This is a genomic window from Candidatus Binatia bacterium, assembly GCA_029243485.1.
Classification (GTDB): Bacteria; Desulfobacterota; Binatia; order UBA12015; family UBA12015; genus VGTG01.
Genome location: JAQWRY010000069.1, coordinates 1 through 26,399 on the forward strand (window position 1 = coordinate 1; position 26,399 = coordinate 26,399).

Below are 26,399 nucleotides of genomic sequence, written 5' to 3' on the forward strand. Positions count from 1 at the left end.
CTCGATGTCGGCTCGTCACATCCTGGGGCTGGAGCAGGTCCCAAGGGTTCGGCTGTTCGCCGATTAAAGTGGCACGCGAGCTGGGTTCAGAACGTCGTGAGACAGTTCGGTCCCTATCCGCCGTGGGCGCAGGAAATTTGACAGGAGCTCTCCTCAGTACGAGAGGACCGGGAGGGACGTACCTCTAGTGTTCCGGTTGTCACGCCAGTGGCACCGCCGGGTAGCTACGTGCGGACGGGATAACCGCTGAAAGCATATAAGCGGGAAGCCCACCTGAAGATGAGATTTCCCTGGGGCTTAGCCCCCTGAAGGTCCGTCGAAGACTACGACGTTGATAGGCAGGATGTGGAAGCGCAGCAATGTGTGAAGCTAACCTGTACTAATGGACCGTGAGGCTTGACCACTAATGACGAGCTACCACGCTCGAGAACTCAATGATTAATCGGCCAATATGATTTCCGCACGCTTCGTCGTGCGGATGTCCGCAAACTTAGCTTGTGTTTCTTAGCTTTGGTTTGTGGGCATGAAGATCCCCAATTTTCGGTGGTTATGGCGAAGGTGACCCACCCGTTCCCATCTCGAACACGGAAGTGAAACCCTTCAGCGCCGATGGTACTGCGTCGTTCTCGACGTGGGAGAGTAGGACACCGCCGGGATCTTTCGAGAAGGCCCGCTGTCTAACGACGGCGGGCCTTTTCTCGTTTACCCACAGTCTGGGGCGACGCTACCAGATGGAGACGCCGTGGAGTCTACCACGACGATGTGGCGGTAGACTCGCAACGGCGCCTGTACACCTTTGCGGTCGTGGACCGGACTGTGGAGTTCCAGGGGCAGCCCCTCTGCGGCTCCCGGCTCTCTGACGAGCGGCTTCAGACCATCGCGGACCTGACCAAGCAGGTGGCGGCGGGGAAGGCGGCTCTGAAGCGTCTCGCGCGCGCCCGGGATGTACTCCACCCGAACTCGAGCGAGCTCGTGGATTGGCCCAACCCCGACGCGTCGGGGAACCAGGCTACGGGGCGGCAGGCGCTGATCTCGCTCCGGGACATCGACCTCCTCGCCTTAGTCGACCTGGACGCGACGGCTGCACTCGTGAGTCGTCGAGGTCGACCCACGTTCCGGGGAGATCGTCTAGACCTGCCGCGCGGATCCGCCCTGCGCGTGTTCTTCCCGCGCCGGGGGGCCGTACAAGGCCACGCTGCCGGCTGGTTCGACCTGCTGGAGCAAAGCAGGAGAAATGAAGTTGCGGGGGTAGGATTTGAACCTACGACCTTCGGGTTATGAGCCCGACGAGCTACCGGACTGCTCCACCCCGCGCGTCAGGTGTTAACGAGCGACTCGCACGCTGTCAACGGAGCGGGGGGATTCCAGCAGGTTTACTCCAAAATCTGGTTGGCTTAGCGACGGCCGTGGCCGCCACCACCACCACCACCACCCCAGCCGCCACGCGGGCCGGGCGCGCCGATGGGCTCGATCTTCGGGAGAACCCAAGGCATGTACGGGGGGCGGGCATCCAGGATGCGCTTCTTGCCGCGTTTCAGGCGTTCACGAAGTCGGTTGCGGGCGACGCCACCCTCGTGCGCTTCCTCGACCTCTTCGCTCGGGATCTCGACGACTGTTTCGCCCTGCGACACGCGCAGGTTGATCCGCACCTTGTCGTCCTTCGAGGTCAGAGGTTCCCACGCGATCCTCTTGTCGATCGAGCGGATAACGGAACGAAGGAGCTCCTGGTCTGCTTGCGCCATGGGTGGCTGGTTAGCCAAGCAGGGCCTCGATCTCAACCAAGCGCTCGTCGGGGCAAAGAAAATGCGACGAAATTGTGGAAACTGGCGTGCGCTCTGCCCTGGCCTCTGGCATATTCCTGGAGGCTCCTAATCATGACGACTCTTGATCCTACCGTGCTAGTCGTGGACGACGATAAGGAAATTCGACAGTCCGTCATGGACATCCTCCGGCGCGTGGGGTGCCGGGTCGTCGAAGCCGCGGATGGGCCGGCGGCCATCGCCGCGGCCGTCGCCGTTCAGCCGGATCTCGTGTTCCTGGACATGACGATGCCGGGGGGCATGGACGGCGCTCAGGTCGCCGAGGAGTTACGGCGGCGGTTTGCCAGGCGCGAGATTCCGGTCGTCGCCCTCAGTGCCGGTCGGGAGCCGGCCGACCGTGAGCGGGCTCTCGAGGCCGGCTGCAACCTATACTTGACGAAGCCGTGTGCCCCGGACCGCATCCGAGAGGTCGCGAAGGACATGCTGCGTAAGCGTCCGGGCAATCCCGATCTGGCCTCCTGAGCGCCCCGAAGGCGGTCGAGGTGACGCGCCGCGACCGGGACGCTAGGCTCCCGCGGCGATGCCGGTAGCCAAGCTTCGTCCGATCAGCAGCCACGTTGCGGCGATCGATCTCCATGGGCGCTTCCAAGTGGCCGTGTTCCTCGTTCGCCACGAGCACGGTCTGCTCGCCGTCGATGCGGGCTTTCCCGGCTGGGCGTACGCGATTCTCACGGCCGCGCAGTCGTTGCCGGAGCCGAATCGCATCACGCACGTGATCCTCACCCACGCTCATTCCGATCACATCGGCGGCGCCGGCATCCTCGCGACGGAGTGCGGCGCGGAGATCCTCTGCTCGGAGGCGGAACGCCCGTACATCGAGGACGGGCGCTCTCTCGCGTCGGCGGCCTGTAGTCTCGGCTCGAAAATATCCTTGACGCTGAACCATTGGATGCAGCAGCGCCAGGTCCAGCCGGTGAAGGTCGCGGGAACGCTCGCCGAAGGCGATCGCCTCGGTGGCTTGTCCGTCGTCGGCATGCCCGGACACACCCCCGGGCAGATCGCGCTGGTCCACGAGAAGGATCGCCTGGTGCTCTGCGCAGATGCACTGTTCAACGTCCGCGGCGGCGTCGGCTACGACCCGGCCCCGGGGGTGACCGCCGACCTCGTGGCCGCCGAAGCATCAATGCGGAGGCTCGCCGACATCGGCGTCGACGATGTCGCGCCCAGCCATGGCCCCGCGCTTCTGGGCGATGCACGAGAGCGGATCGCGGCGTTTCTCGAACGTCGCTGAAGGCCTTTACTCCGCGCCCCTGTGGAACTAAGTCCGAAAGGGATGCGCTTGTTTCGAAGAACGGTTGTCGCGGTCGGTGCGTTGGTCCTTCTGGGAATCGGTTCGCCGGTTTCGGCCGAGCCGGCGCCGGCGGCCCGCAAGGGGGTCCCGCGGCTCGGTGCCGCCGGAGCGTCTGAAGAGATATCGGGCCGCATCGCGGCCTCGACCCGCGGACAGAGTGGGCCCGTTCGTCTGGTCATCGAACTGGCCGGTGGCAAGGAACTCGCAGTCCTGGTCGCCCCCGACGAGCTTTGTGATCGCCTCGGTTTGTCGCTGAAGGTCGATGAGGAGATCATGGTGGTCGGCCGGGTAATGCCCGGTGAACGGCCGTTGCTCGTGACGAGTGTCGTCGTCGTGGATGGACGTCGGGTCGATATCCGTGACGCGGCCGGCGGTTGGGCCAAGCCCCCGGAGGCCGAGCCCCGGGAGGCCGAGCCGGTGGCACCCGCGGAGCTCGGCGAGCCGGCGAACTCCCCCTGAAGTGCACGATCGTCACTTCGTTCTTGTCATGGGGCGAAGAAAAGGCGAAGAAGGGGCGTGTCCGATTGGGGCTACGTCGAACTTCGCTGTCGCAGCGCCTTCTCCTTCCTCGCGGGGTCGTCGCCGCCTGAGGATCTCATCCGGCGCGCGGCCGAGTTGGGGCACGGCGCGTTGGCTTTGGCCGATCGCGACGGCCTCTACGGGGCACCACGCTTCTGGAAGGCGGCCAAGGCCGCCGGGACGCGGCCGATCGTCGGTGCCGAGGTCACGCTCTCGTCCGGCCGGCTGCTCCTGCTGGTCGAGAGTCGCACCGGGTATCGGAATCTCAGCAAGCTCCTCACCCGAGGTCAGGCACGCGGGGAGAAGGGCACGTCCCTCGTCGAGCCCGCGGAACTCGAGCAACACGCTGCGGGTCTGATCTGCCTCGCCGGAGCCGGGGAGAGCCCCCTGACCAACGCGCTCCGTCGGGGGGATTCAGCGCGGGCCACGAAGCTGTCGGGATGGTTGCAGGGGATCTTCCCCTCGCGGGTCTGGGTCGACGTCCAGCGCTCCCTCGATCCGCGTGTCGAGCGCCGCACGCGAGTCCTGCGCGATCTCGCGGATTCCGTCGGGATTCCACTCGTCGCGAGCGGCGACGTCCGCGCCGCTCGGCGCAGCGACCGTCGGGTCCTCGACGTCCTCACGTGCATCGGCCAGAAGACCACGCTCGACCGCGCGGGCCGTCGGCTCCCCATCAACGGCGAGCAGCACCTCGTGCCGCCTCAGGTCACCGCGATGCGCTTTCGCGACTTCCCGGGAGCAATCGAAGCCACGCGCACGATCGCCGAGCGCTGTGAGTTCACGCTCGACGGTTTGGGCTATCGCTTCCCCGAGTTCCCGGTCGGCCCCGGCGAGACGTCCCAGGGGATGCTCGCGCGGCTTACGTTCGACGGCGCGCGCGAACGCTACGGGCATCCTCTCTCGAGTCGCGTCGAAGAACAGCTTCGCCACGAACTTGCAGTGATCGGCAAGCTCGAGTTGTCCGGCTACTTCCTGATCGTCTGGGACATCGTGCGGTTCTGTCGCGATCAAGGGATCCTGGTGCAGGGGCGCGGTTCGGCCGCCAACAGTGCGGTCTGTTACTCGCTCGGCATCACGGCCGTCGACGCGGTTGGGATGGAGCTTCTCTTCGAGAGGTTCCTCTCCGAGGAGCGCGGGGAATGGCCGGATATCGACCTCGATCTTCCGTCGGGCGACCGGCGCGAGCAGGTCATCCAGTACGTCTATCGACGCTACGGTCCCCCCGAGGCGATTCGCCGCGGCCCGGCGGACATCAATACGGCGGGCTCCGGTGTCGCTATGACGGCAAACGTCATCACCTACCGGGCGAAGAGCGCTCTTCGGGAAGCCGGCAAGGCGCTCGGCTTCGCGCCGCTCCAACTCGACCGCTTGAGCAAGCACATGGCGCACATCGGGTTCCACGACGAGAACGACAACCTCGTCTCGCGATTGCGCGAAGGAGGCGTCGACGTCGAATCGCCGCGCGTGAAGCTCCTGGTGCGATGTGTCGAATCGCTTCAAGGGTTGCCCCGACATCTCGGGCAACACTCGGGCGGACTCGTCATCGCCGCCGGTCGTCTCGACGAAGTCGTTCCACTCGAACCCGCAAGCATGCCGGGGCGCACGGTCGTGCAGTGGGACAAGGACGATTGCGCCGATCTCGGTTTGATCAAGATCGACCTGCTCGGCCTCGGAATGATGGCCGTACTCGAAGAGGCGCTCCCCCTCGTGCGGGAGTACGAAGGCATTGACCTCGATCTCGCGAAGCTCCCGGTGGACGACCCCGAGACCTACGCGATGATGCGTCGTGCCGATACGGTCGGCGTCTTCCAAATCGAGTCACGCGCGCAGATGGCAACCCTGCCTCGTCTCAAACCAAAGACGTTCTACGATCTGGTCGTCGAGGTCGCGATCATCCGCCCCGGTCCGATCGTCGGGCAGATGGTGCACCCGTACCTGAATCGGCGGTCGGGGCGTGAGGAGATCGTGTACCCACACCCGCGCCTCGAGCCGATCCTTCGGCGCACTCTCGGCGTGCCTTTGTTTCAGGAGCAACTGCTGCGTGTTGCGATGGCCGTCGGAGGGTTCAGTGGCGGTGAGGCCGAGGAACTGCGCCGAGCCATGGGCTTCAAGCGTTCGGTGCAATTGATGCAGGAGATCGAACAGCGCCTGCGCACCGGACTCGACGAGAACGGCATTCAGGGCGACGCCGCGGAGGCGATCGTTCGCAGCATCACGTCGTTCGCGCTCTACGGCTTTCCGGAGTCGCACGCGGCGAGCTTCGCGTTGATCGCCTATGCCTCCGCCTACTTGAAGGCGCATCACCCGGCGGCCTTCCTGTGCTCGCTGCTCAACGCGTGGCCGATGGGCTTCTACCATCCCTCGACACTCGTGAAGGACGCCCAACAGCACGGCGTTCGTGTGCTCGCGATCGACGTCACGTGTTCGAATTGGGAATCCACCATGGAGCGCGGAACGAAGGAGGGGGAGGGCCCGGCCGTTCGCTTGGGACTTCGGTTCGTTCGAGGTCTGCGCGAGGAGTCGGCACGGCGGCTTGAAGCAAGTCGGAACGAGGCACCCTTTCGTGATGTCGCCGACCTCGTACATCGGGCGGAGCTTCAACAGCGTGAAGGGGAATCTCTGGCCGAGCTCGGAGCCTTGGGTGGGCTCGCCGATCCGTCCCGGCGTGCGGCTCTTTGGCAGGTGGCCGGTCTGCCCAAACCGAGTGAGAAGCTCTTGTCGGGGTTGCCGTCGCCGGTGTCGGGTGCCGGGCCGCCACCGATGACGCGGCTGGAGGAGACTCTGGCCGACTACCGCGCGAGCGGCATCACGACCGGCCCTCACGTGATGGCCCACCTGCGGGAAGATCTCGACCGCCGCGGGATCGTCCCGGTGGCGGACATGGCGCTTCTCGCGGATGGAAGTCGGGCGACGACGGCGGGGCTGGTGATCGTCCGCCAGCGCCCGATGACCGCAAAGGGCTTCTGTTTCCTGACTTTGGAGGACGAAACGGGCATCGGAAACGCGGTCATCACGCCAAGCCGCTATGCGGACCTCCGCCGCGTCCTCTCTGCCCATCCCTTGGTGGTCCTCGAGGGGGAGATTCAGCGCAAGGACGACGTGACCCATTTGCGGGTGGATCAGATGGAACCGCTGGGCCTGGACGGGCCCACGCCCCCTTCCCACGATTTCCGCTGATGAAATTTCCCTCACAAACCTACTTGATAATGACTTTCAATTTCGGCATTATTCTCAAATGGTCGTTTGCCTCTGTCAGGGCGTCTCCGAGAAGCAAGTTCGCGAGGCCATCGTGAACGGCGCCACCAGCCGTAAGAAGGTCACGAGCGCCTGTGGTGCGGGGGCCGGCTGTGGCGGCTGCCACGGGTCGATCCGCGACATCATCCGGGAGCACCGTGCGGCCGAGGCGAGGGCGGCCGAGGCGAGGGCGGCCCAGGCCAAGGCCGGCGTGGAGCCGGCCTGCGCCACGAGAGAGCCGCGCACGACCGACCCGACGGGCTTCTGTTCCCCCGTCGCTGCGCTCGGCTGAGCGCTCCTCCGCCTGCGGCCCCGAGCGCCGCTACACAGGTCGTGTAGCTGGCATCTCGCTTGCATTTCTCTGTGTCCACGAGAGGTGCCCCAATGGAAAAGTCGCGACGAGGTTCAAACTTCTCCGCCGACCCTGACGGTTGGCGAGACGGCGGTAGAGAACACTGGATTCCGCTGGATTCCGACGGAGGGGATCTCCACGAGAGGCATTCCCCGCCCGCTCCTGGGGAGGAGCCGACCCCCGATCGAGCCGCGGAAGAGTAATCAAAAGTTTACACTTTCGATTTACTCTGTGTCCCAAAGTTCTCAGTTGGGCGGGCTCAGCTCGGTCCGCGCTCGTCTTCGGGGATGATGCTCTCTCCCGACGCGTTCTTCTCCGCCAGCACGGCCAGCATCTCGTCCACTCCGTCGCGCGAGACGATCTCCTGAAGCTGTGAGCGGAAGTTCGAGACGAGGCTGATCCGCTCGACCACCACGTCGATCACGCGCCAGTCGTCGCCCTTCTTGCGCAGCCGGTAGTCGACCAGGATGTCGTCGGCCGCACTCCCGCGAACGATCCTCGATTGGACCGTCCAGTCGCCGCGGGGTTCTTCGCGGTCGCCGGTGATCTCGATGGTCTCGTTTGCGTAGCTGTCGACGTTCTTCCCGTACGTGACGGACAGGTGCTTCTTGAACTCGCGGACGAACGTCTGCTGCTGCTCCGGCGAGAGCTTCTTCCAGTTCCGCGCCAGCACCAGTCGCGAGATGGTGGCGAAGTCGAACCGCGCGTAGGCGATCTCTTGTATCGCGGCGATCTTCCCGTCGGAGTCGAGCTTCGGATCCTTCAACACCACGAGCACCTGATTCGCGGTCTCCTGGACGAAGTCGCGCGGGCCCTCCGCCCGGGCGATCCCGAAGGTGGAGAGTGTGATCGCAAGGGTGAGGAGCGGGGCCAGGAGCTTCATGGTGCGTCCTTTTCGTCCAGCGGGACTGCGACGTCTTCGAAATCGTCTTCCTCGAAGAAGTACAGGTCGGCATCGCGCTCGGCGCGAGCCGCCTCGATGCCTTTGATGTGTTCGAGACGCTGCTGTTGGTACGCATTGCGTGCGGCGACGTAGAGGTCGAACGAAGCGTCGCGCGCGCCTTGGGCCGTCTCGAGATTCAGTGAGCGTGCGTTCAAGGCGTTGATCGCCGTCGATCCGATCAAAATGGGCAGGTCGATGAAGAAGGTCTGCACTCCGAAGTACGCATCGACGAGGAGGCCCGTCGTGTCGCGAATGTTCGAGGAGCCCCAGATGGGCCAGACGAGATACGGTCCAGGGGGCGAGCCCCATTTACCCAGCGTCTGGCCGAAGTCGGCGCGTTGGATGGGCATGTCCAGTGCGGTCGCCGGGTCGAACACGCCGCCGAGCCCGATGGTGGTGTTGACCGCAAAGCGGGTGACGGTGATCGCCGCCGGGTCGATGTCTCCCTGCAGGAGATTGTTGATGAAGCGAATCGGGAACAGCAGGTTGTCGAAGAAGTTGCTGATACTGCGCTGAACCGGGTGGGGCACGACGAAGTCCCATCCGCGTGCGGTCGGCTCGAGAATGTACCCGTCCAGGGTGTCGTTCACCGAGAACATGGCCCGGTTGAACGGTTCGAACGGGTCGTCGTCGTTGACCGAAGCTTCCCCCGGCTCGGAGCAGGCCGGGCCGCGGGCGGACGCGTTCGATACCAGCGAGGTGGGTACGAGCAGTAGGCTCAGCAGAGCGGTCAGGGCGATGGGGTGAACGTTCATGCTTTGCAGTCCTCAGTCCGACGAGCCGAGGTTATTGACTAGCTTGCCGATGAGTCGCTCGAGCACGACGGCAGACTCGGTGAAGGCGATCTCTTCGCCGTCTCCGAGGATCTCCTCTTCGCCGCCGAGTTGCAGCGAGATGTAGCGATCACCCAGGAGTCCACCGGTGATGATCGAGGCGCTCGTGTCGACGGGCAGTTCGAGCCCTGGATTGAGATCCATGCTCACCCGAGCTCGATAGTCATCGTTCAGTGAGATCCCCGTGACGCGACCCACACGGACGCCGGCGATGTCGACGGGGGCGAGGGGCTTCAAGCCCGACACTTCGTCGAACGTTGCATATAGCGCGAGTCCGCCCTTGTGGGAGAACGGCGCCTCGCCCACGCGGAACGCGAGGAACGCCACTGCCGCCAGGCCGGCGACGACGAACACACCCGCGAGGAGATCGCGGAGCGGCGATCGACTCATCAAATTCGGAACCCCCAAAGTGCTGTCACGAAGTAATCACCGATGAGAACCGCCACGGACGTGGTGACGACGGTCGACGTCGTTGCGGCGCTGACTCCCGCGGCCGTAGGTGCAGCGTTGTATCCACGGAAAGTCGCGATCAAACCGGCGAGGAAACCAAAGATCAAGGCTTTGAAGAAGCATCCCCCGATGTCATCGGAGAACCGGATGGACGATTTTAGACCCGAGACGAAGATCCCCGGGTCGAGCCCCATGAGCCCGACCCCGACAAAGAACGCGCCGGTGAGCCCGAAGAGGACGAATAGGGTCGTCAGGATCGGCATTACGAAGATCAGCGCCAGCGCCTTGGGCGCCACGACGATCTCCATGGGGTCGATCGACATCATCCGGAGGCCGTCGAGCTGCTCGGAGGTGACCATCGATGCGATCTCGGCGGCAGTCGCGGAGCCGGCGCGCCCGACGACCAGAAGCGCGGTGAGCACCGGCCCCAGCTCCCGGATGAGGCTCAGCCCGACGACGGTGCCGAGCGAGCTCTCCGCGCCGAAGCGAACGAGCGTGTTGTAGCCCTGGAGGCCCAGGACCATACCCACCGCGAGGCCGGAGACGCACACGATGATCAGGGACAGGAAGCCCTGATTGTAGATCTCTTCGATGAATCGCCGCCCGCGCAGTGGTGGCGTCAGGGCGGCCCGCAGGAACGCGAACGTGAACGTCAGCATCCGCCCGAGCTCGGACAGGACCTGGAGCCCCCGCCAGCCGATCTCCCGAACTGCGTCCGCCACACTCATGGCTGGATGGTCTCTGACGGCGCGAGCGTCACGTCGTCTATTGCGAGGTCTTCATCGAAGAAGTCGGCAACCTCCTGATCTTCGCTGCGCCGCAGGTCGGCCGGCTTCCCCTCGACCGAGCGTCCGGGCAGGAGGAGCAGGGCGTGGTCGGCAAGCCGCAGAGTGGAGGCTATGTGGTGGGAAATCACGAGGACGGTGATCCCGCGCTCCTGATTGATCTTCGCGAGAAGCATCTCGATCCGCTTCACCGAGGCCGGGTCCAGCCCAGAGAAGGGCTCGTCGCATAGGAGGATCTCGGGCTCCCGGAGGATCGCCCGGGCGAGCGCCGCACGCCTCAGCATGCCGCCGGACAGCTGCCCCGGGAGCAGGTGATCGATCTTTTCGAGACCCACCGACGAGAGCTGGGCGCGGACCGCGGTCGCGATCGCGTCGGCCGGCAGGTCGGAGTGCTCCCGGAGCGGGAGCGCGAGGTTGTCGAAGATCGTCAGGGAATCGAGAAGGGCGCCGCCCTGAAAGAGCATGCCGATCCGGGATCGGACCGAGTAAAGCGCGGCCTCGGAGGCGCCAGTGACCTCCTCGTCCCCCACGAAGATGCGCCCAGCCTCGGGGCGGATCAGGCCTCCTAGGAGCCTCAGGAGCGTGCTCTTCCCGGAGCCACTGCCGCCCAGGAGGACGGAGATCTGGCCGCGAGGAAACCCGCAGGTGAGGTCGTCGAAGACGGTTCGCTCGCCGAAGTGCATTCGGACGTGTTCGAACCGGACGTGCGCGTCGTACGCGGGGGAGCCTTCCATGGTCAAATCCGACGGATCCCTTGCGGAAATATCAGAGGCCCCAAGAAGGTACCAGCGACCGGGTGCATTCAGCGATCGTCTGCAGACGTAGCCACTCGGAGCGCGACGGTGCTCAAGTAGGACACCTCAGGTATGTCGAGAGGAGGGACCGGCGATGAGCGGCAAGAACGAGCGCAGCAGCGTGAGGCGTCACCGCGAGGAGGTGGCGCGATTGCGCACGCTCGCCGACGATTGGCGACAGTCCGTCCTGCCGCCGCGGGAGCCGGGCCGGCCGGACCGCGTTGCGGTCGCGGTCGTGCCGTCCAACGACCGCCGCACCGCTCGACTCCCAGCCGACCGCCGCAGCCGCTTTGTGGGTCACCTGAAGCAGCTGATCGAAGAAGTCGAGCAGGAAGTTGCGGAGTTGGACCCTGCCGACGGCCGCGAGCGTGCCCGCGGCGATACCCAGCACAGCAGCCCGATGCTGGGCGACGCGTGCGCCACGTGCCGTGGTCATTGCTGCCTCACAGCCGGGGAGCATGCCTACCTGGATTCGCCGGACATCCGGCGCTTCTGGTCGACCCGGCCGACGGCCACCGGGGCGAGCATCGCCAAGGCCTATCTTGGGGCGTTGCCGGAACGTAGCTTCTCGGGTTCCTGCGTCTTTCATGCCACGGCCGGGTGCGCGCTGCCCCGCGAGATGCGCGCGGAGATCTGCAACACCTTCCTCTGCGACGGGGCCCAGGCCCTGAAGGCGGAGCTCGCAGACGGGGGAGCGGATCGAGCCTTCCTGGTCGCTACCGGCGGGGGCGAGCTGCGTCGCGCGACCCTCGTGGACGCGGAAGGCACCCGCAGGCGAGTCCGCCGACGGTAGCGTCGAGTGCAGTAGTGCGCCTCTTGGGATCCCCCGAGCGCCCCACGGCCGTTGCACGCAGGCGTTCACGGATGAACGCCTGCTCCATTGCGCGATTCAGTCACAAACTGCGAGAGCGGCCTCTTGCGCCACTCCGGGCAAAAACCGCGCAATCCAGAATCGCGCCGTCTCGTGCGAGTCGAGTTTCTGTAGTTGCCTCCTGCCTTTGGAACTACGATGCGCCCGCCAGGAATTGAACCTGGACTTAGGGTTCCGGAGACCCTCGTGATATCCATTTCACTACGGGCGCGTGGCCCCAGCCATACCTCAACGTCGGTCACGCTGCCACGTCCGATGGCGGATTCTGCCCTAGTCTGGGTGGGTTTTGGAGGCCATCACGGCGCTGGACTGGCGACGAGCGCAGTCGAAGGGTAGAGACCCGACTGGGGCCGAGCCTCCCAATGGGCGGTGGCCAAGCGGTTAAGGCGCCGGGTTTTGGTCCCGGTATTCGAAGGTTCGAATCCTTCCCGCCCAGTTCACAGGGAACACGGCTCGGGGGATTCCAGCAGACTGTCCGAACGGAAATTCATGACCGACGGAAATACCCACGGCGACGTCGCAAAGGACTCGATCAAGATCTTTGCGGGTAACTCGAACCTCGAGCTCGCGCGGGACATCTCCGCTTACCTCGGCGTGAACATCGCCCGGGCAGAGCTCCGACGCTTCAGCGACGGCGAGATCAACGTCGACATCCAGGAGAACGTCCGCGGTGGCGACGTCTTCGTTCTTCAGTCGACCTCGACGCCCGGGAACGACCATCTGATGGAACTGCTGCTCATCCTCGACGCTTTGAAGCGTGCGTCGGCCGGGCGCATAACGGCGGTCGTTCCGTATTACGGGTATGCGCGGCAGGATCGGAAGGTCGCGCCCCGGGCACCGATAAGCGCCAAGCTCGTGGCCGATCTGCTGGAGACCGCAGGCGCCTCGCGCCTCCTCACGATGGATCTGCATGCCGGCCAGATACAGGGCTTCTTCAACATCCCGGTCGACAATCTCTACGCGACGCCGGTCCTCCTGAAACACCTGCGCGAGCGAGTCGCAGGGACGCCCTGCACGGTGATCTCACCGGACGCCGGCGGCGTGGAGCGCGCACGAGCATTCGCCAAGCGGCTCGACGGCTCTCTGGCCGTCATCGACAAGCGCCGCTCAGGCCCCAACGAAGTGGCCGAGATGAACATCATCGGCGAGGTAGGCTCCCGAATCGCCATCCTTGTCGACGACATGGTCGACACCGCCGGCACCCTCACGAACGCGGCCGAGGCGGCGATTGCCGCTGGGGCACAAGAGGTTTTGGCGGTTTGCACGCACGCGGTCCTCTCGGGGCCGGCCATCGAACGCCTCGAGAAATCACAGATCAAGGAGCTGATCGTCACCAATACGATCCAGCTCGGCGAGCACGCCGGCCGGTGCGAGAAGATCCACACCCTGAACGTCGCTCCACTCATCGGCGAAGCGATCCGCCGGACCCATCACGAAGAATCGATCAGCTCACTCTTCATCTGAAATCAGTCATCTGAAGTAAGCGGTCATCGGACGTAAGCGGTTCCCCTCGGAAGGGGCAGCGCGAGGAGTCGAATCATATGGAATCGTTGGTACTCGAAGTTGAAAAGCGCGAAACGGGCGGCAAAGGCCCGGCTCGACGCGTTCGCATGGAAGGCAAGCTGCCGGGCATCTTCTACGGTCCCGGCACGGAGGCGATGCCTCTGAAGATGGATCTGACCACGTTCGAGCGTGGCATTCGCGGACTCGAGGGGACGCATCTGATCCAGCTCAAGTCTCCCGAGAGCGACCTCGACGGCAAGATGGTCCTCGTGCGCGACGTCCAGGTGGAGCCGGTCAGTGAGGGCGCTTTACATGTCGATCTGATCGAGGTTCCGCTCGACAAGCCGATCGACGTGCGCGTCCCGCTGCACTTCGTCGGAAAGCCGGAGGGCGTGACTCTCGGCGGCTTGTTGCAGCCGATTCTGCGCGAGTTGCACGTCAGCTGCTTGCCTACGCAGATTCCGGAGTCGATCGACGTCGACGTGACACCTCTCGCGATCCACGACGTTCTTCACGAGAACGACCTGGTGCTCCCCGACGGTGCGAAGTTGACTCGCAGCGACAACCAGCCGGTGGTGTCGGTGCAGCCTCCGACGGTCACCGAAAAGCTGGCAGGCGAAGAGGCCGACGCGGCCGATGCGGCACCTGCTGCCGAGGGCGGCGAGGGCGATGCGAAGCCGGCGGAGTCGTCGGAAGGCGGGGACAAGGACAAGGACAAGTCCTGACCCTTGGGAGAACGACGGGCGATCGTCGGCCTGGGCAATCCCGGTCCGCGGTACGACGGCACGAGGCACAACATCGGCTTCGTGGTGGTCGACGCGGTCGGGGCGCGGGTGGATGCTCCCCTGGAGCGTGCCGATCACGGGGCGCTTTGGAGCCGGGCGTCTTCTGAGGATTTCGGCGAGATTTTTTTCGCGAAACCCCAGAGCTACATGAACCGAAGCGGCGAGCCTCTGGCGGCTCTCCTGGAAGACTGGGCCGTCGCCCCCACGGACGTCCTGGTCGTGCACGACGACGTCGATCTCGAGATCGGGCGTCTAAAACTGAAGCAGGGTGGGGGCATGGGGGGGCATCGAGGCCTCCTGTCGATCGAGGAAGAGACCGGAACACGGGATTTTTGCCGTCTCCGGTTCGGCGTAGGCCGGCCACTGGCCGGGCAGGACACCGCAGAGTACGTTCTGGAGCGTTTTCCGGGGTCTGCGGACGAGGAGATGGCTGGCGCTGTGGTGAGAGCGCGCGACGGGGCTTTGGACTGGTTGCGGCTGGATTTCCAAGCAGCGATGAAGAACGTCAACACGTGGGCCGAGAAGCCCGTTGAACCGGACGGGTCCGGTTGCTAGCAAGCCCGTTTTCCGGAGGCGAAATGCGTACGTATGAGATCACGATCGCCCTGCACCCCGATCTTGGGGAAGCGGGGGTCAAGGAGCAGGTCGAGAAGGTCAGCGAGATCATCTCCTCCAACGAGGGCTCGGTGAAGCAGGTTGCCGAGTGGGGGCTCCGCGATCTCGCGTACCCGATCAAGAAGGAGAAGCGCGCGATCTTCCAGGTCGTCGTTTTCGAGGGCAACGGCGCGATCGTTGCCGAGCTCGAGCGCAACCTGCGCATCTCCGATCACGCACTTCGCTACATCACGATCCGGGTCGATCCCGATCGTCCCCCTCTCGAGATCGGTCGTCCGCGACGCGACCCCGAGAGCGGCACCGGTGAAGACGGAGAAGGCGCGGCCCCAGCCGAGGCCGCAGCCGAAGAGCAGAAGCCCGCAGCCGTCGAAGCGCCGACGGACGCCCCCGCGGCTTCCTGAAGTTAGAGCAGAAGTAGGAAAAGAGAAGAGAAGATGTCGGAGACCACCGAGACTACGAGCACTCCCGCGGCGCCTTCTGCGCCCGTACCTTCGTCGCGCCCGTCCTACGGCGGCGGTGGTGGTGGTGGCGGTTCCAGCGGGGGCGATGACCGTCGCTCGCGCGGACGCTCTGAGGACCGGTTCCCGGCTCGCCGTCGCGGTGGCGGTCGCCGTAAGGTGTGCCGCTTCTGCGCCGAGAAGTCGATCATCATCGACTACAAGGACACGAAGGTCCTCGCGAACTTCGTGACCGAGCGCGGCAAGATCATTCCGAGCCGCATCACCGGGAACTGCGCGCGCCACCAGCGCCGCCTGTGCTCCGCCATCAAGCGGGCTCGCGCGTCTGCGCTTCTTCCCTTCACGCTGCTCCGCCGCTAGTCGGCGAGCCTCGGATCAGGAGCGTGCAATGGAAGTGATTCTCCGCGAGGACGTCGAGCATCTCGGCGCCATGGGCGATGTCATCAAGGTAAAGCCCGGCTACGGCCGCAACTACCTCCTGCCGCGTGGTATCGCGGTCGTGGCGAACCGCAAGAACGTCACCGAGATCGACCACCAGAAGCTGCTGGTCGAGGCCAAGCGCGAAACCGAGCGCAAGTCCGCTCTGGGCATCGCCGACAAGGTCGAAGGCTTGGTTCTCGAAGTCACGGCGCGTGCCGGCGACGAAGACAAGCTCTACGGCTCCGTCACGAACATCGACATCGAAAAGCTTCTGAGCGCCAAGGGCCTTTCGGTGGATCGTCGACGCATCGACCTGGCCGATCCGATCAAGCGCCTCGGGACCTATCGCATCACCGTCGGCATAGCCCACGACGTGAAAGCGACGATCACCTTGAAGGTGATCCAGGACCAGTCGGCCGACGGGGCCGAGTAGTACGTCCTAGCGCGTCTTAGTACGTCCCGCCCAGCTTCCGGTGATCCCAGCTCCGCGTCTTCTCGGCGCGGAAGACGAGGGTGACGCGCTTTTTCGCGCGTTTCCTTAGGCTGTCCTCGGCCTTGGTCCCTGCTGGTGTAGATCCACCGGCTCTCGTTCCGACCTTCCGGAGTGTCTCGAGGGTCGTCGCTTCGTCGTCGATGACCTCGCACCGGCCGCGGAGGAACAGGCCGGTGAGTTCGGCGTACGTGGGGCCCTCTTCGAGCAGGAGAGTACACCGCGGGTCGCGCAGCAGGTTCCGGACCTTCTGCGACTTTCGGTAGGTCGACATCACGACCGCGTCGCCGTCGATCGCGTACCACATGGCGATGAGGTGCGGGTATCCGTCCTCTCCGTTCGAGGCGAGGTAGATGGTCTTTCCCTGGCCGAGGAACGCCTGGCGCTCCTCGTCGGTCATCTCGATCGCACCTCGTCGGTTCGTGCTCATTTCCACGCGGGTAGTACAGAGTGGTCGTGCCCGCAACGAGCACGTATGATCGCCGGATGGCCGAATCTCGTGTTCTCGAACGTCGCTCGATCCTGAAGGGACGGGTGCTCGACATCGGGGTGGAGCGGGTGGAGCTTCCCGGTGGCCATACGACGGACCTGGAGATCCTCCGTCACCCGGGCGCGGCCGCGATCCTGGCGGTCACCGATTCGAACGAGATCGTCCTCATTCGCCAGTACAGGCACGCTGCCGGGGAGTACCTCTGGGAGGTCCCTGCGGGCACGAGGGACGGCGAGGAGCCGCCCCTGGACTGTGCACGCCGGGAGTTGAGCGAAGAGACTGGGTTCACGGCCGAGGAGTGGACCGATCTGGGCGAGATGCTCCCGGCCCCGGGCTACGCCTGTGAGCGGATCCACTTGTACCTGGCCCGTGGCCTGGGCCGCGCGCAGCAGAAGTTGGACGAGGATGAGGTCATTGCAGAGGTGAGACCCGTCCCGGTTGCGGAGGCCCTGCGGTGGGTCGCGGACGGAACCGTGATCGATGCGAAGACGGCCGTCGCTCTCTGCCGCGCGCAGCTTCGGGGGCTGCTCTCGTGAAAAAGACGGTAGAATGGGCCTTTTCGGCGGAATCCACGTTGACACCGCAGGGTCCCATTGGTACCCCAACCGCTTGATTTTACTGCACTCGCAGGCACGTAGCTCAGTGGGAGAGCACCTCCCTGACACGGAGGGGGTCGGCGGTTCAATCCCGCCCGTGCCTATCGTACCGGTACACCAATGTCCGACATCTCGATCGACATCAAAGGCCAACCGACCGCTGCCCAATCTGGGGAGACAGCGGGGGCCATCCTGGACCGCGCCGGTGGGCGCGGCGACGCGGTCGGCGCTCGTCTAGACGGCGAGCTGGTCGACCTGTCCCGCCCGCTCGAGAAGGGCGGCAAACTCGAGCCGGTGTCGCCGAAGAGCGCGGACGGCTTGGAGATCCTTCGTCACTCTACGGCACACCTCCTGGCCCAAGCCGTCAAGCGTCTATTTCCGAGCGCGCAGGTCACGATCGGTCCGGTGATCGAAGACGGCTTCTTCTACGACTTCGCCTTCGAGCGTCCGTTCACTCCTGAAGACCTCGAAGCGATCGAGGCCGAGATGAAGAAGATCTCGAAGGAGAAGCACGTCGTCTCGCGCGACGTCGCCGATCGCAACGAGACCATAGGGCGATTTGAGGGAATGGGCGAGGCTTACAAGGCCGAGATCATCCGAGATCTCCCCGACGACGAGACGCTCACTCTGTACACGCAGGGCGAGTTCACCGATCTCTGTCGCGGGCCGCACGTCCCGAACACGAAGAGGCTCGCGGCCTTCAAGCTTACGCACGTGGCCGGAGCGTACTGGCGGGGCGACGAGAAGAACGAGATGCTCCAGCGCATCTACGGCACCGCTTTCGCCGACAAGAAAGAATTGAGGGCGCACCTCGAGCGCCTGGAGGAAGCGAAGAAGCGCGACCATAGGAAGGTCGGTCCGGCGCTCGACTTGTTCTCACTCCATCCCATCGCGCCGGGGATGCCGTTCTTCCACCCCAAGGGGACGACACTCTACAACACGCTCGTCGAGTACATGCGCGGCCTGTACCGGCGCTACGGCTACTCCGAGGTGATGACCCCTCAGCTCTACAAGACGGACCTGTTCCGCACGTCCGGCCATTACGACCTCTACAAGGACGACATGTTCCTGCTCGAAGCCGACGGCGACGAGTACGGCGTGAAGCCGATGAACTGTCCCGGCCACGTATACCTGTTCGGTCAGGGCAAGAAGTCGTACCGCGATCTCCCGATCCGCATGGCAGACTTCTCGCGGCTGTACCGACTCGAGCGCTCCGGCGTTCTCTCGGGACTCACGCGCGTGCGCGGGTTCTCGCAGGACGATGCACACATCTTCTGCACGCCCGAACAGCTCGACGACGAATTCGCGGCGTTCCTCGAGATGACGAGTGAAGTATACGGCGCCTTCGGGTTCGAGGACATCGAGGTCGCGGTCGAGACACGCCCCGACAAGTTCCTCGGCGACGAGGCTTTGTGGGACGAGGCCGAGCGCGCTCTGATGGACGGCCTCACGAAGGCCGGATTCGAGTACACGGTCGCTGCGGGGGACGGCGCGTTTTACGGGCCGAAGATCGCCTTCAACTTCCGGGACGTGTTGAAGCGCTCCTGGACCCTCGCCACCATCCAGATCGACTGCGCGATGCCCGACCGTTTCGGGGTCAGCTACATCAAGCCCGACGGCAAGGAGGGGCGCCCCACGATGCTCCACCGGGCGGTTCTGGGCTCCCTGGAGCGCTTCCTGGCGATCCTGCTGGAGCACACGGCGGGGGACTTTCCCCTGTGGCTGGCGCCGGTTCAGGTTCGGGTGCTAAACGTAACCGATCGCGCGGAGGAACATGCTCTCGCGGTGGTGCGTCGCCTACAGGATCGGGGCGTCAGGGCCGAGATCGACGATCGCTACGAGAAGCTCGGATTCAAGATCCGGGAGGCAGAACTACAGAAGATTCCAGTGCTTGCAGTCGTGGGAGACACAGAGGTCGAGACCGGAGCCGTGGCGCCCCGGTGGCGAGGCGATGACCACAAGGGGCGCGAGCCTCAGTCGGTCGACGCGTTCCTCGACGAGGTCTCGGCGGCCGTCGCTGTACCGGGAAAGAGCCGCGACGGCGCGAACGCAGTAGCGGACGCCTGAGCAGACCGAAGGTTTCAAGGAGACACCATGCCTAAGATCAGAACCAACCGTTCCGCCGCAAAGCGATTCCGCTCGACCGGTAAGGGCAAGTTGAAGCGCGCCAAGGCGTTCTCTCGTCACCAGATGTCCGCGAAAACCACGAAGCAGAAGCGGCGTCTGCGGGGCACGTTGTTGGTGGATAAGGCAGACGCGCCGGGGCTCCGGCGTCTCATGCCGTACCTCTAGATAGAGGCTAAGAAGAGAGCTACGAGGAAGGTCCATGCCGAGGGTCAAGCGAGGAACAAAGGCGCGCAATCGCCGCAAAAAGATCATGAAGCTCGCGAAGGGCAATGTCGGAGGGCGGCGTAAGCTGTACCGACAGGCCCGCGAGACGGTCGAAAAGGGGCTGACGTACGCTTATCGCGACCGTCGGGTTCGCAAGCGCGAGTTCCGCTCGCTCTGGATCATCCGGATCAACGCGGCCGTACGCGCTCATGGCCTGTCCTACAGCCGGTTCATCGACGGGCTGAAGCGGGCAGGGATCGAGATGGATCGCAAGGTTCTCGCGGATCTCGCTATGCGGGATTCGAATGCCTTTGGGCAGATCGCAGACAAGGCCAAGGCGGCGTTGGCCGCCTGAGCCTGCCATTTCCAGCCATCGCAGCACCGCTGTTCCCTTGGCAGCGGTGTCGGTCCTTCCGGAGAGGCATCCGGGCGTGACAGGGGGGCAAGATGACCAAGGCCGACATCGTTGAACGGATCTTCGAGCGCGCCCGTGTGTCCAAGAAGGACGCATCGGACGTGGTCGACCTGGTCTTCGAAGTGATCAAGATCGAGCTCGAGGGCGGCGACAAGGTGAAGGTGTCCGGCTTCGGTAACTTCGTCGTCCACGACAAGCGTCCCCGCAAGGGCCGCAACCCACAGACCGGTGAGGAGATCATCATCTCCGGCCGCCGGGTGCTGTCCTTCAAGGCGAGTCAGGTGCTGAAGGGCACCATCAATCACGGCTTCGTCGACCCGGCCTCGCCGGAATCGTCCGACTCCTGACGCATCTGGCCGACTGAGTCGTGGGCCGGGCGGGGCTGCCGGGTAGGACTCTGTCGGGGACGATCGTCCACCAGATGCATGGGATGCCCTGGAGCTCGCTGATGGGCACCCGAGACGGCGGTGTGGCGCCCAGTCGCCCGTGAGGCACGCTGGGGCCTCGCTCGTGGAGCGAGACCCGGAATCCTCAGCGGCGACGGGGGGGCTTCACGCGGGGCGTGAGGCGGTACACGCGGTGGCTGGAAGGACGAGGGCGGGCGCGCACTTCACTTTCGGGCCGGGGGGCGAGCAGGCGCTCGCGCAACGAATCCGGGTTGAGGGCTAGTGATTCGCAGATGTTGTTGAACGAGAACGGCCAGTCCCAGTCACCGGAGCGGATCCATTTCTCGGACTGATGGGCGAGAAGGCGGGGGCGGACCCGCGGACTCGTGAGGTGCTCCTGAAAGCAGCGGATTCCGTCCTCCAGGACGGCGAGCATCAGGGCTCGCTCTCCGGAGACTTCTTCTATGCCTGCGCCCTTGTCGTAGAACTGCTCGGGCAGAATCACGTCGGGGCCGAAAGCGCTGACTTCCTTGGCGGAGGAGCGCTTCGACTTCGGCTTGCTGGGCGCCAGGACGGCGGGCCGGAGCTGGGGCTCCGGGATGATTTGGGCCTCGGCTGCGTAATCCATGGCCGTATCGTGGGCGAGAGAGCTGCTGAACGATGACTTCATAAGTATCCGGTCCTCGTGGGAGCTACAGACGACGTCGATTTCCGAGAAGAAGGAGGCCAAAGGAAAAACCCAGGACCACGGCGCTGCAGAGAGTCGCGATTGGATCGGTAAGGGCGAGCATTAGTTATGAAGTCCTCCGTTTTTCTGTTTTGCTGTTTTGGGGTGGCGCGGTTGCCCGACTGGGCGTTGCACTCACTGGAACAGCAAGGGATGTGCCCCCACGACGTATTGAAAACGTAATGATTCACAGCAGTTCTCCTATTGGTGACCCCATTGAAACCGCGCATCTTTGCAAGACTGTGCAGCCGCGCGGCTTCCGGGCCAGATCGGCCAAGCACTTGCGCCAGCGGGCGCGGTCTTCGCCAGGGCCCACTTGCTCCGGACAGGCAAAGTCAGTAGATCCTTCCCGCGTCGGGGCGTAGCGCAGCCTGGTAGCGCACCTCCTTGGGGTGGAGGGGGTCGCCAGTTCAAATCTGGCCGTCCCGATTTCGCACCGGTCGCCGCCGGCCCCAACCTCGCGAGAGGCGGCGGGCCGGCGGTCCCGCCGAATTCTCCCGCAAAATTGGGGTCGATTCGCTTGCCAGCAGGGCTCGGGGTCTGGTAGCCCGGGGGCGGATTCAAGGGGAGGGGATGTGGCGGTGATGTTCGACCGCGCGCGCCACCGGATGGTCGAGGATCAGCTGCTGGCGCGCGGCGTGCAGGATCCGCGTGTTCTGCACGCGATGGGGCGGGTGCCTCGGCACGAGTTCGTCGAGGAAGCTCTGCGCCACCGGGCCTACGACGAATGCTCGTTGCCCATCGGCTACGGCCAGACGATCTCGCTCCCCTACACGGTGGGACTCATGACCGAGGCCCTGGAACTCGAGGGCACGGAGCGGGTCCTCGAGGTCGGAACCGGCTCCGGGTACCAGACGGCGGTCCTGGCGGCGCTGTGCGCGAACGTTTTCACCGTGGAGCGCCTGGCGCCCCTAGCCATGCGTACGCGCAAGCTTTTGGATCAGCAGGGCCTGTACAACGTCGCCCTCCAGATCGGGGACGGGACCATCGGCTGGAAGGCCGAGGCCCCCTTCGACGCGATCGTGGTGACCGCCGGGGGCCCCGAGCTCCCCCGGCCACTTCTGTCGCAGCTGCGCCGAGGGGGCCGGCTCGTCGCTCCGGTCGGAGACGGGGAGAATCAGTCGCTCGTCCGGCTGCGTGTCGACGCATCCGGGATCCAGGAAGAGGTCATCGCCGACTGCCGATTCGTGAAGCTCCTCGGCAGGTTCGGCTTCGCACAGTAGGACGAGGGGCGTTCGCCGGCGAGCCGGCGGTAGAGCTGCCGGCCGAAGCGGTCTGCGGCGACGTCCCCAGGGGGCAGGCGGTGGTGGAACGGGAGAGGGGGACAGAGCGTGGTCGCTGGATCCGGATCTTGGCGTTGCTCCTCGTGGTGCTGGCGGCCGGATGCAGCAGCAAACGCGTTCGGGGCAGCTGGACCGGCGAGCCGGTTCCGGACGGCCATTTCAAATGGCCGGCGGAGGGCCGTATCAGCTCGTTGTTTGGGCCACGTGGCAAGGCCAACCACGACGGCATCGACATCGCCGCGTCGGAGGGCACGCCGGTGTTCTCGGCGGCGCCCGGCGTCGTGCTCTTCAGCGGGGTGCTGCGCGGCTATGGGCAGGTGGTGATCGTCGGTCACGCCTATGGCCTAAGCTCGGTTTACGCCCACAACCGGGAGATGTTTGTCCGAACGGGGGCTCGCGTGCGCCGGGGCAGTGTGATTGCATCGGTGGGACGCACCGGGCGAGCCACGGGGCCGAATCTCCATTTCGAGATCCGGCGCGAGAACGTGGCGCTCAACCCGCTGCAGTATCTGCCACGCCGCACCCCGGCCGTCATTGCCGGCAAGCGGCCCCTGCAAATCGGAGGTTGAAATTGTCGGAGTACCTGAAGGGGCTCATCCGTGACGTTCCGGATTTCCCCAAGCCTGGCATCGTGTTCAAGGACATCACCCCGCTTCTGAACGACAGCAAAGGACTGCCGGAGGCCGTCGCGGCCATGGCCGAGCCGTTCCGCGGGAAGGTCGATACCGTACTCGGCATCGAGTCGCGTGGGTTCATCTTCGGAGCGCCGGTCGCGATCGCGCTCGGCGTCGGTCTCTCTTTGGTCCGCAAGCCGGGCAAGCTTCCTTCCGAGACCAAGCAGATGACGTACGAACTCGAGTACGGCACGGACACGCTCGAGATCCACACCGATGCCATCCCTAAGGGTGGACGCGTGGTTCTCGTCGACGATCTCCTGGCGACGGGCGGGACTGCGGCGGCCGCCGTTAAGTTGGTGGATCAGCTGGGTGGGGACCTGGTGGGCGCGTCCTTCCTGATCGAACTCGGGTTCCTGCCGGGTCGCGGCAAGGTCTCTCCGGTTCCCGTGCACTCCGTGATCCGCTACGACTAAGCGGCAATGAGCAATTCCGACCCGATCAAGTCGACCTTCAAGCAGATGATGAACGAAGTGGTTGCCTACGGCAGCTGCTGTGAGTGCGGGTCCTGCGTCCTCGTGTGCCCGCACAACGTCATCGACTACGTTGACGGGAAGCCGAAGCAGGTGGCCAAGGCATCGGCCGCGGACGACTTCTGCGGCATCAGTGAGGGCATCGGATGTGACGTGTGCGCGCAGGTCTGCCCGCGACTCTATCCCCGTGAGTTCCAACTGGCCGAGCAGGTGTTCGCGAGTGAGCCGGAGCCCCCGCTGTACGACGGCATCTTTGGCAAGTATCGGCGGATCGTCGCTGCGCGATCGACGGACGCGAAGGTCCTCGAGACCTGCCAGGACGGCGGCGTCGTCACCACGATGCTCGCCTACGGGTTCGAGAAGGACATCATCAACGGTGCCGCGGTTTCCGCGCGCGACCCCGAGAAGCCGGCCCACCCAATCCCGAAGCTCGTGACGTCGCGGGAAGAGGCACTGGAGACGGCCGGGTCCTGGTACACCTACTGCCCGAACAACCTCGCTCTCGAGCAGGCCGAAGAGAAGGGGGCCGACCGGGTCGCGTTCGTAGGCGTCCCCTGCCAGGTGACGCCCGTGCGCAAGATGCAGCAGGCGGACCCGAAGGTTCTCGAGAACGGCAAGAAGAAGGAGAAGCACCTCGAGCGTCAGACGAAGTTCCTGAAGGGCTTCGGCGATCGAGTCGTGCTGACCGTGGGGCTCCTGTGCACCGAGGTATTCACCTACGAAGGCCTCATGGTCGACAAGATCCAGAACGACATGGGGATCCCGCTCGATCAGGTCGAGAAGTTCAACGTAAAAGGCAAAGTCCTGATCTACAAGAAGGACGGCGAGATGGTCGACATGCCGCTCAAGCGCGCACAGGAATACGCGCGACCGGAATGTCACCACTGCGGCGACTTCACCGGAGAGGTCGCCGACATCTCCTGCGGGGGCGTCGGCATGATGGAGTGGACGATCGTCATCCTCCGCACCAGCAAGGGCGAGGAGCTGTTCGACGAGATGGTCGCCGATGGGCGGCTCGAGACGAAGTCGATGGACGAGTTCGAGAACTCGATGAAGATTCTACTCCGCTTGGCCCAGCGCCAGCACGATCGCGTGCCCGTCCCTCCGGCGCGCGAGCCGGCATGGGTCCGCCCGGACTTCGCGCGTCCGACCGACCGTGTTGGCTGAGTACCGCGTTCCTAGCGGAAGAGGTCGTTCTCGGCAGGACGAATCAGCGCCCGGCCACCGGTGCGCTCGCCTTGCGCAGGCTCGCGGGTGGTGAGGCCTCGAACGAGGACCGCGGGCATCCCGTCGGCCTTGCCCATGAGCAGACCGGCGGCCGAGGCGACGTGGTCGGCGGTCGCGATGAGGGTCACGCCGAGTTCGCGGCCGTAGAGGTCGTCGTCGCCGCGTAGATCCTCGATCGGTGCGAAGCCGGCGACACCGATGGCGAACTCGACCTGTCCCTCGCGCCACGGCCGTCCGAAGGTGTCCGTGATGACGATGCCGAGGTTGACGCCGAGGTGGCCGCGCAACGCATTCCGTAGGCGTTCGGCGGACGCGTCCGCGTCGACGGGGAGCAGGGTGACGGTTCCTTCTTCGATCGCGTTCGATTGATCGATGCCGGCGTTGGCGCAAACCCAGCCCGGGCCGGTCTCGACGATCAGGTTGCCGCGCTCCATCCGTACGATCCGCTTGGTCTCGCGCAGTACGAGCTCGACGAGCCGCGCGTCCTTCTCGTGCTCCTCGGCCCATGCCGACGCGAAGGCCGACGGCGTTACGGTCTCCAGCGGGACGACGCGGCCTTCCGCCTTCGAGACGATCTTCTGGCAGAGCACAAGGATGTCACCGGGCTTCACGCCCATGCGCGAGTCGTTGATGGCCGTGGCGAGGATCGCCGCGAGATCGTCGTCGGGCTGGATGGCCGGGATGCCTGGCAAAGGGAGGAGGTGGATCGACATGTCTTCAGCTCGCAAGGCCCGCGCGAACCGAGTCGGCGAGTGCGAGGACCTCGCGTGCGACGGCGGTGGAGCGCGCCTGGGTCTTCATGAGGGTGTTTGTCGTGGCGACACGAAGCCCGCGTTCTTCGAGGGCCGGCACGAACGATCGGTCCGCCGTGTCGATGATGAGGCCGTTCAGGAGGTCTTTGTACAACTCGGCCAGCGGCAATGGGCTCGGTTTCATCCCGAGCGAGCGCATCATCCGGTCGGCCGGGCCCTTCACTGGGCGACCGGCGATCAGCGGAGATACTGCGACGACCGGTGCGGTGGCGCGACGAAGGGCCGCACGAACACCCGCAAGCCCCAGGATGGGGCCGATGCTGACGAATGGGTTGCTCGGAGCGATGACGAGCATGTCGGCCTGCTCGATCGAGGCGAGGACGCCGGGCGCGGGGGTCGCGCTTCGAATACCCTCGTAGCGGATCGACCGAACTGTGGGGCGGGCGCGCTCGCGTACCAGGTACTCCTGGAAGGAGAGTCGCCCCTGCGCGGTGTCGATCGTCGTCCGGACGTCGCCGTCGCTCATCGGGAGTACCGTGACTTTGACGCCGAGGGAACGGGACTGGGACGCTGTGACTTCGGAAAGCGGCTGGCCCGACCGCAGCGCTTCGGTGCGGAACAAGTGCGTCGCGAGGTCGCGATCGCCGAGCCGGAACCAGGTGTCGCTGCCGTAGCGTTCGAGCGCGTCCACGGCGTGGAAGGTGTCGCCTTGAATCCCCCAGCCGCGGCCGGGGTCGGCCAGGCCGCCGAGCGTGTAGAGGATCGTGTCGACGTCGGGCGAGACGTGAAGTCCGTGAAACACGTCGTCGTCCGCCGTGTTTACGATGACGGTCAGATCACTCGGCCGCACGAGCGCGGCTAGTCCGCGCAGGAGCCGAGCGG

At 65.0% G+C, this 26,399-nt stretch carries 31 protein-coding genes, 5 tRNA genes and 2 rRNA genes; 26 read left to right on the plus strand and 12 right to left on the minus strand.

Annotated elements, in window-relative coordinates:
* A 23S ribosomal RNA gene (locus tag P8R42_19390) occupies positions 1–404 on the plus strand; the annotation flags it as partial.
* Positions 405–539: 135 nt separating this feature from the next.
* A 5S ribosomal RNA gene (gene rrf / locus P8R42_19395) occupies positions 540–656 on the plus strand.
* Positions 657–1,240: 584 nt separating this feature from the next.
* Here the strand turns inward: rrf and P8R42_19400 are convergent.
* Together P8R42_19400 and P8R42_19405 are read right to left on the minus strand one after the other, a co-directional pair.
* Positions 1,241–1,314, minus strand: a tRNA-Met gene (locus P8R42_19400).
* 80 nt (positions 1,315–1,394) lie between these two features.
* On the minus strand, positions 1,395–1,742 hold the full coding sequence (locus P8R42_19405; protein MDG2306772.1) for a hypothetical protein: 348 nt from the start codon (positions 1,740–1,742) through the stop codon (positions 1,395–1,397).
* Positions 1,743–1,874: 132 nt separating this feature from the next.
* On the opposite strand from P8R42_19405, the gene P8R42_19410 reads away from it, so the two are divergent.
* Genes P8R42_19410 through P8R42_19430 form a run of 5 tightly spaced genes read left to right on the plus strand, consistent with a single transcriptional unit; the run spans position 1,875 to position 7,156 of the window.
* Positions 1,875–2,282, plus strand: a complete 408-nt coding sequence (locus tag P8R42_19410; GenBank protein ID MDG2306773.1) for a response regulator — start codon at positions 1,875–1,877, stop codon at positions 2,280–2,282.
* Between the two features lie 58 nt (positions 2,283–2,340).
* A complete protein-coding gene (locus tag P8R42_19415) occupies positions 2,341–3,051 on the plus strand; it encodes an MBL fold metallo-hydrolase (protein ID MDG2306774.1) in 711 nt (236 codons plus the stop codon).
* 48 nt (positions 3,052–3,099) lie between these two features.
* Positions 3,100–3,570, plus strand: a complete 471-nt coding sequence (locus tag P8R42_19420; GenBank protein MDG2306775.1) for a hypothetical protein — start codon at positions 3,100–3,102, stop codon at positions 3,568–3,570.
* A 57-nt stretch (positions 3,571–3,627) separates the two neighbouring features.
* Entirely contained in the window at positions 3,628–6,807 is a 3,180-nt protein-coding gene (locus tag P8R42_19425) for an error-prone DNA polymerase (protein ID MDG2306776.1), read from the plus strand.
* 58 nt (positions 6,808–6,865) lie between these two features.
* Entirely contained in the window at positions 6,866–7,156 is a 291-nt protein-coding gene (locus P8R42_19430; protein MDG2306777.1) for a (2Fe-2S)-binding protein, read from the plus strand.
* 319 nt (positions 7,157–7,475) lie between these two features.
* Here P8R42_19430 and P8R42_19435 read toward each other — a convergent pair whose 3' ends face one another.
* The 5 genes from P8R42_19435 to P8R42_19455 are packed head-to-tail and all read right to left on the minus strand — an operon-like array spanning position 7,476 to position 10,961.
* Complete coding sequence (locus tag P8R42_19435) at positions 7,476–8,099, minus strand: ABC transporter substrate-binding protein (GenBank protein MDG2306778.1); 624 nt, start codon at positions 8,097–8,099, stop codon at positions 7,476–7,478.
* A complete protein-coding gene (locus tag P8R42_19440) occupies positions 8,096–8,914 on the minus strand; it encodes a VacJ family lipoprotein (protein MDG2306779.1) in 819 nt (272 codons plus the stop codon). Before P8R42_19440 ends, P8R42_19435 begins: the two co-directional genes overlap by 4 nt.
* A 12-nt stretch (positions 8,915–8,926) precedes the next feature.
* A complete protein-coding gene (mlaD, locus tag P8R42_19445) occupies positions 8,927–9,382 on the minus strand; it encodes an outer membrane lipid asymmetry maintenance protein MlaD (GenBank protein MDG2306780.1) in 456 nt (151 codons plus the stop codon).
* Entirely contained in the window at positions 9,382–10,170 is a 789-nt protein-coding gene (locus P8R42_19450) for an MlaE family lipid ABC transporter permease subunit (GenBank protein ID MDG2306781.1), read from the minus strand. The genes mlaD and P8R42_19450 overlap by 1 nt, the downstream gene beginning before the upstream one ends.
* A complete protein-coding gene (locus P8R42_19455) occupies positions 10,167–10,961 on the minus strand; it encodes an ATP-binding cassette domain-containing protein (GenBank protein ID MDG2306782.1) in 795 nt (264 codons plus the stop codon). The genes P8R42_19450 and P8R42_19455 overlap by 4 nt, the downstream gene beginning before the upstream one ends.
* 154 nt (positions 10,962–11,115) lie before the next feature.
* Between P8R42_19455 and P8R42_19460 the strand changes: the two genes are divergently transcribed.
* Positions 11,116–11,814, plus strand: coding sequence for a hypothetical protein (locus P8R42_19460; protein MDG2306783.1), 699 nt, complete (start codon positions 11,116–11,118; stop codon positions 11,812–11,814).
* A gap of 217 nt (positions 11,815–12,031) precedes the next feature.
* Here the strand turns inward: P8R42_19460 and P8R42_19465 are convergent.
* A tRNA-Arg gene (locus P8R42_19465) sits at positions 12,032–12,103 on the minus strand.
* A 152-nt stretch (positions 12,104–12,255) separates the two neighbouring features.
* Here P8R42_19465 and P8R42_19470 point away from each other — a divergent pair.
* From P8R42_19470 to rplI, 7 genes are all read left to right on the plus strand, one after another.
* Positions 12,256–12,328 (plus strand) — tRNA-Gln (locus tag P8R42_19470).
* Positions 12,329–12,381: 53 nt separating this feature from the next.
* Positions 12,382–13,356, plus strand: coding sequence for a ribose-phosphate pyrophosphokinase (locus tag P8R42_19475; GenBank protein ID MDG2306784.1), 975 nt, complete (start codon positions 12,382–12,384; stop codon positions 13,354–13,356).
* A gap of 77 nt (positions 13,357–13,433) precedes the next feature.
* Positions 13,434–14,120, plus strand: a complete 687-nt coding sequence (locus P8R42_19480) for a 50S ribosomal protein L25 (GenBank protein ID MDG2306785.1) — start codon at positions 13,434–13,436, stop codon at positions 14,118–14,120.
* A gap of 3 nt (positions 14,121–14,123) precedes the next feature.
* Complete coding sequence (pth, locus tag P8R42_19485; GenBank protein MDG2306786.1) at positions 14,124–14,735, plus strand: aminoacyl-tRNA hydrolase; 612 nt, start codon at positions 14,124–14,126, stop codon at positions 14,733–14,735.
* Between the two features lie 23 nt (positions 14,736–14,758).
* On the plus strand, positions 14,759–15,196 hold the full coding sequence (gene rpsF, locus P8R42_19490) for a 30S ribosomal protein S6 (protein ID MDG2306787.1): 438 nt from the start codon (positions 14,759–14,761) through the stop codon (positions 15,194–15,196).
* A 33-nt stretch (positions 15,197–15,229) separates the two neighbouring features.
* Positions 15,230–15,613: a 30S ribosomal protein S18 gene (gene rpsR, locus P8R42_19495; protein ID MDG2306788.1), complete on the plus strand. Its 384-nt coding sequence runs from the start codon at positions 15,230–15,232 to the stop codon at positions 15,611–15,613.
* Positions 15,614–15,641: 28 nt separating this feature from the next.
* Entirely contained in the window at positions 15,642–16,106 is a 465-nt protein-coding gene (gene rplI / locus P8R42_19500; protein ID MDG2306789.1) for a 50S ribosomal protein L9, read from the plus strand.
* A gap of 16 nt (positions 16,107–16,122) precedes the next feature.
* Here rplI and P8R42_19505 read toward each other — a convergent pair whose 3' ends face one another.
* Entirely contained in the window at positions 16,123–16,593 is a 471-nt protein-coding gene (locus P8R42_19505; protein ID MDG2306790.1) for a pyridoxamine 5'-phosphate oxidase family protein, read from the minus strand.
* Between the two features lie 56 nt (positions 16,594–16,649).
* Between P8R42_19505 and P8R42_19510 the strand changes: the two genes are divergently transcribed.
* The 6 genes from P8R42_19510 to P8R42_19535 all read left to right on the plus strand — a co-directional run bounded on the left by P8R42_19510 (position 16,650) and on the right by P8R42_19535 (position 20,342).
* Positions 16,650–17,189 carry an NUDIX hydrolase gene (locus P8R42_19510; protein MDG2306791.1) on the plus strand — a complete coding sequence of 180 codons (540 nt, stop codon included), beginning with the start codon at positions 16,650–16,652 and terminating at the stop codon, positions 17,187–17,189.
* A gap of 92 nt (positions 17,190–17,281) precedes the next feature.
* Positions 17,282–17,353 (plus strand) — tRNA-Val (locus P8R42_19515).
* Positions 17,354–17,369: 16 nt separating this feature from the next.
* Positions 17,370–19,316 carry a threonine--tRNA ligase gene (gene thrS, locus P8R42_19520; protein ID MDG2306792.1) on the plus strand — a complete coding sequence of 649 codons (1,947 nt, stop codon included), beginning with the start codon at positions 17,370–17,372 and terminating at the stop codon, positions 19,314–19,316.
* Between the two features lie 27 nt (positions 19,317–19,343).
* The gene (rpmI, locus tag P8R42_19525; protein ID MDG2306793.1) at positions 19,344–19,541 is read left to right on the plus strand and encodes a 50S ribosomal protein L35; all 198 of its coding nucleotides are present in this window, start codon (positions 19,344–19,346) and stop codon (positions 19,539–19,541) included.
* A 34-nt stretch (positions 19,542–19,575) separates the two neighbouring features.
* Complete coding sequence (gene rplT, locus P8R42_19530; protein MDG2306794.1) at positions 19,576–19,935, plus strand: 50S ribosomal protein L20; 360 nt, start codon at positions 19,576–19,578, stop codon at positions 19,933–19,935.
* Positions 19,936–20,027: 92 nt separating this feature from the next.
* Positions 20,028–20,342, plus strand: coding sequence for an integration host factor subunit alpha (locus P8R42_19535; protein ID MDG2306795.1), 315 nt, complete (start codon positions 20,028–20,030; stop codon positions 20,340–20,342).
* A gap of 184 nt (positions 20,343–20,526) precedes the next feature.
* Here P8R42_19535 and P8R42_19540 read toward each other — a convergent pair whose 3' ends face one another.
* The gene (locus P8R42_19540) at positions 20,527–21,051 is read right to left on the minus strand and encodes a hypothetical protein (protein ID MDG2306796.1); all 525 of its coding nucleotides are present in this window, start codon (positions 21,049–21,051) and stop codon (positions 20,527–20,529) included.
* Positions 21,052–21,463: 412 nt separating this feature from the next.
* On the opposite strand from P8R42_19540, the gene P8R42_19545 reads away from it, so the two are divergent.
* The 5 genes from P8R42_19545 (at position 21,464) to P8R42_19565 (ending at position 24,705) form a co-directional block, all read left to right on the plus strand.
* Positions 21,464–21,537, plus strand: a tRNA-Pro gene (locus P8R42_19545).
* Positions 21,538–21,689: 152 nt separating this feature from the next.
* Positions 21,690–22,331, plus strand: coding sequence for a protein-L-isoaspartate(D-aspartate) O-methyltransferase (locus P8R42_19550; protein ID MDG2306797.1), 642 nt, complete (start codon positions 21,690–21,692; stop codon positions 22,329–22,331).
* Positions 22,332–22,459: 128 nt separating this feature from the next.
* Complete coding sequence (locus tag P8R42_19555; protein MDG2306798.1) at positions 22,460–22,960, plus strand: M23 family metallopeptidase; 501 nt, start codon at positions 22,460–22,462, stop codon at positions 22,958–22,960.
* Positions 22,961–22,962: 2 nt separating this feature from the next.
* Positions 22,963–23,481, plus strand: a complete 519-nt coding sequence (locus tag P8R42_19560; GenBank protein ID MDG2306799.1) for an adenine phosphoribosyltransferase — start codon at positions 22,963–22,965, stop codon at positions 23,479–23,481.
* Positions 23,482–23,487: 6 nt separating this feature from the next.
* Positions 23,488–24,705 (plus strand): Coenzyme F420 hydrogenase/dehydrogenase, beta subunit C-terminal domain, encoded by a 1,218-nt coding sequence (locus tag P8R42_19565; GenBank protein ID MDG2306800.1) that lies wholly within the window; start codon positions 23,488–23,490, stop codon positions 24,703–24,705.
* Between the two features lie 11 nt (positions 24,706–24,716).
* On the opposite strand, the gene cofE is transcribed toward P8R42_19565, so the two are convergent.
* Positions 24,717–25,478, minus strand: coding sequence for a coenzyme F420-0:L-glutamate ligase (gene cofE, locus P8R42_19570; protein MDG2306801.1), 762 nt, complete (start codon positions 25,476–25,478; stop codon positions 24,717–24,719).
* Between the two features lie 4 nt (positions 25,479–25,482).
* Positions 25,483–26,399, minus strand: a 917-nt coding sequence (cofD, locus tag P8R42_19575) for a 2-phospho-L-lactate transferase (GenBank protein MDG2306802.1), incomplete at its 5' end; no start/stop codon positions are given.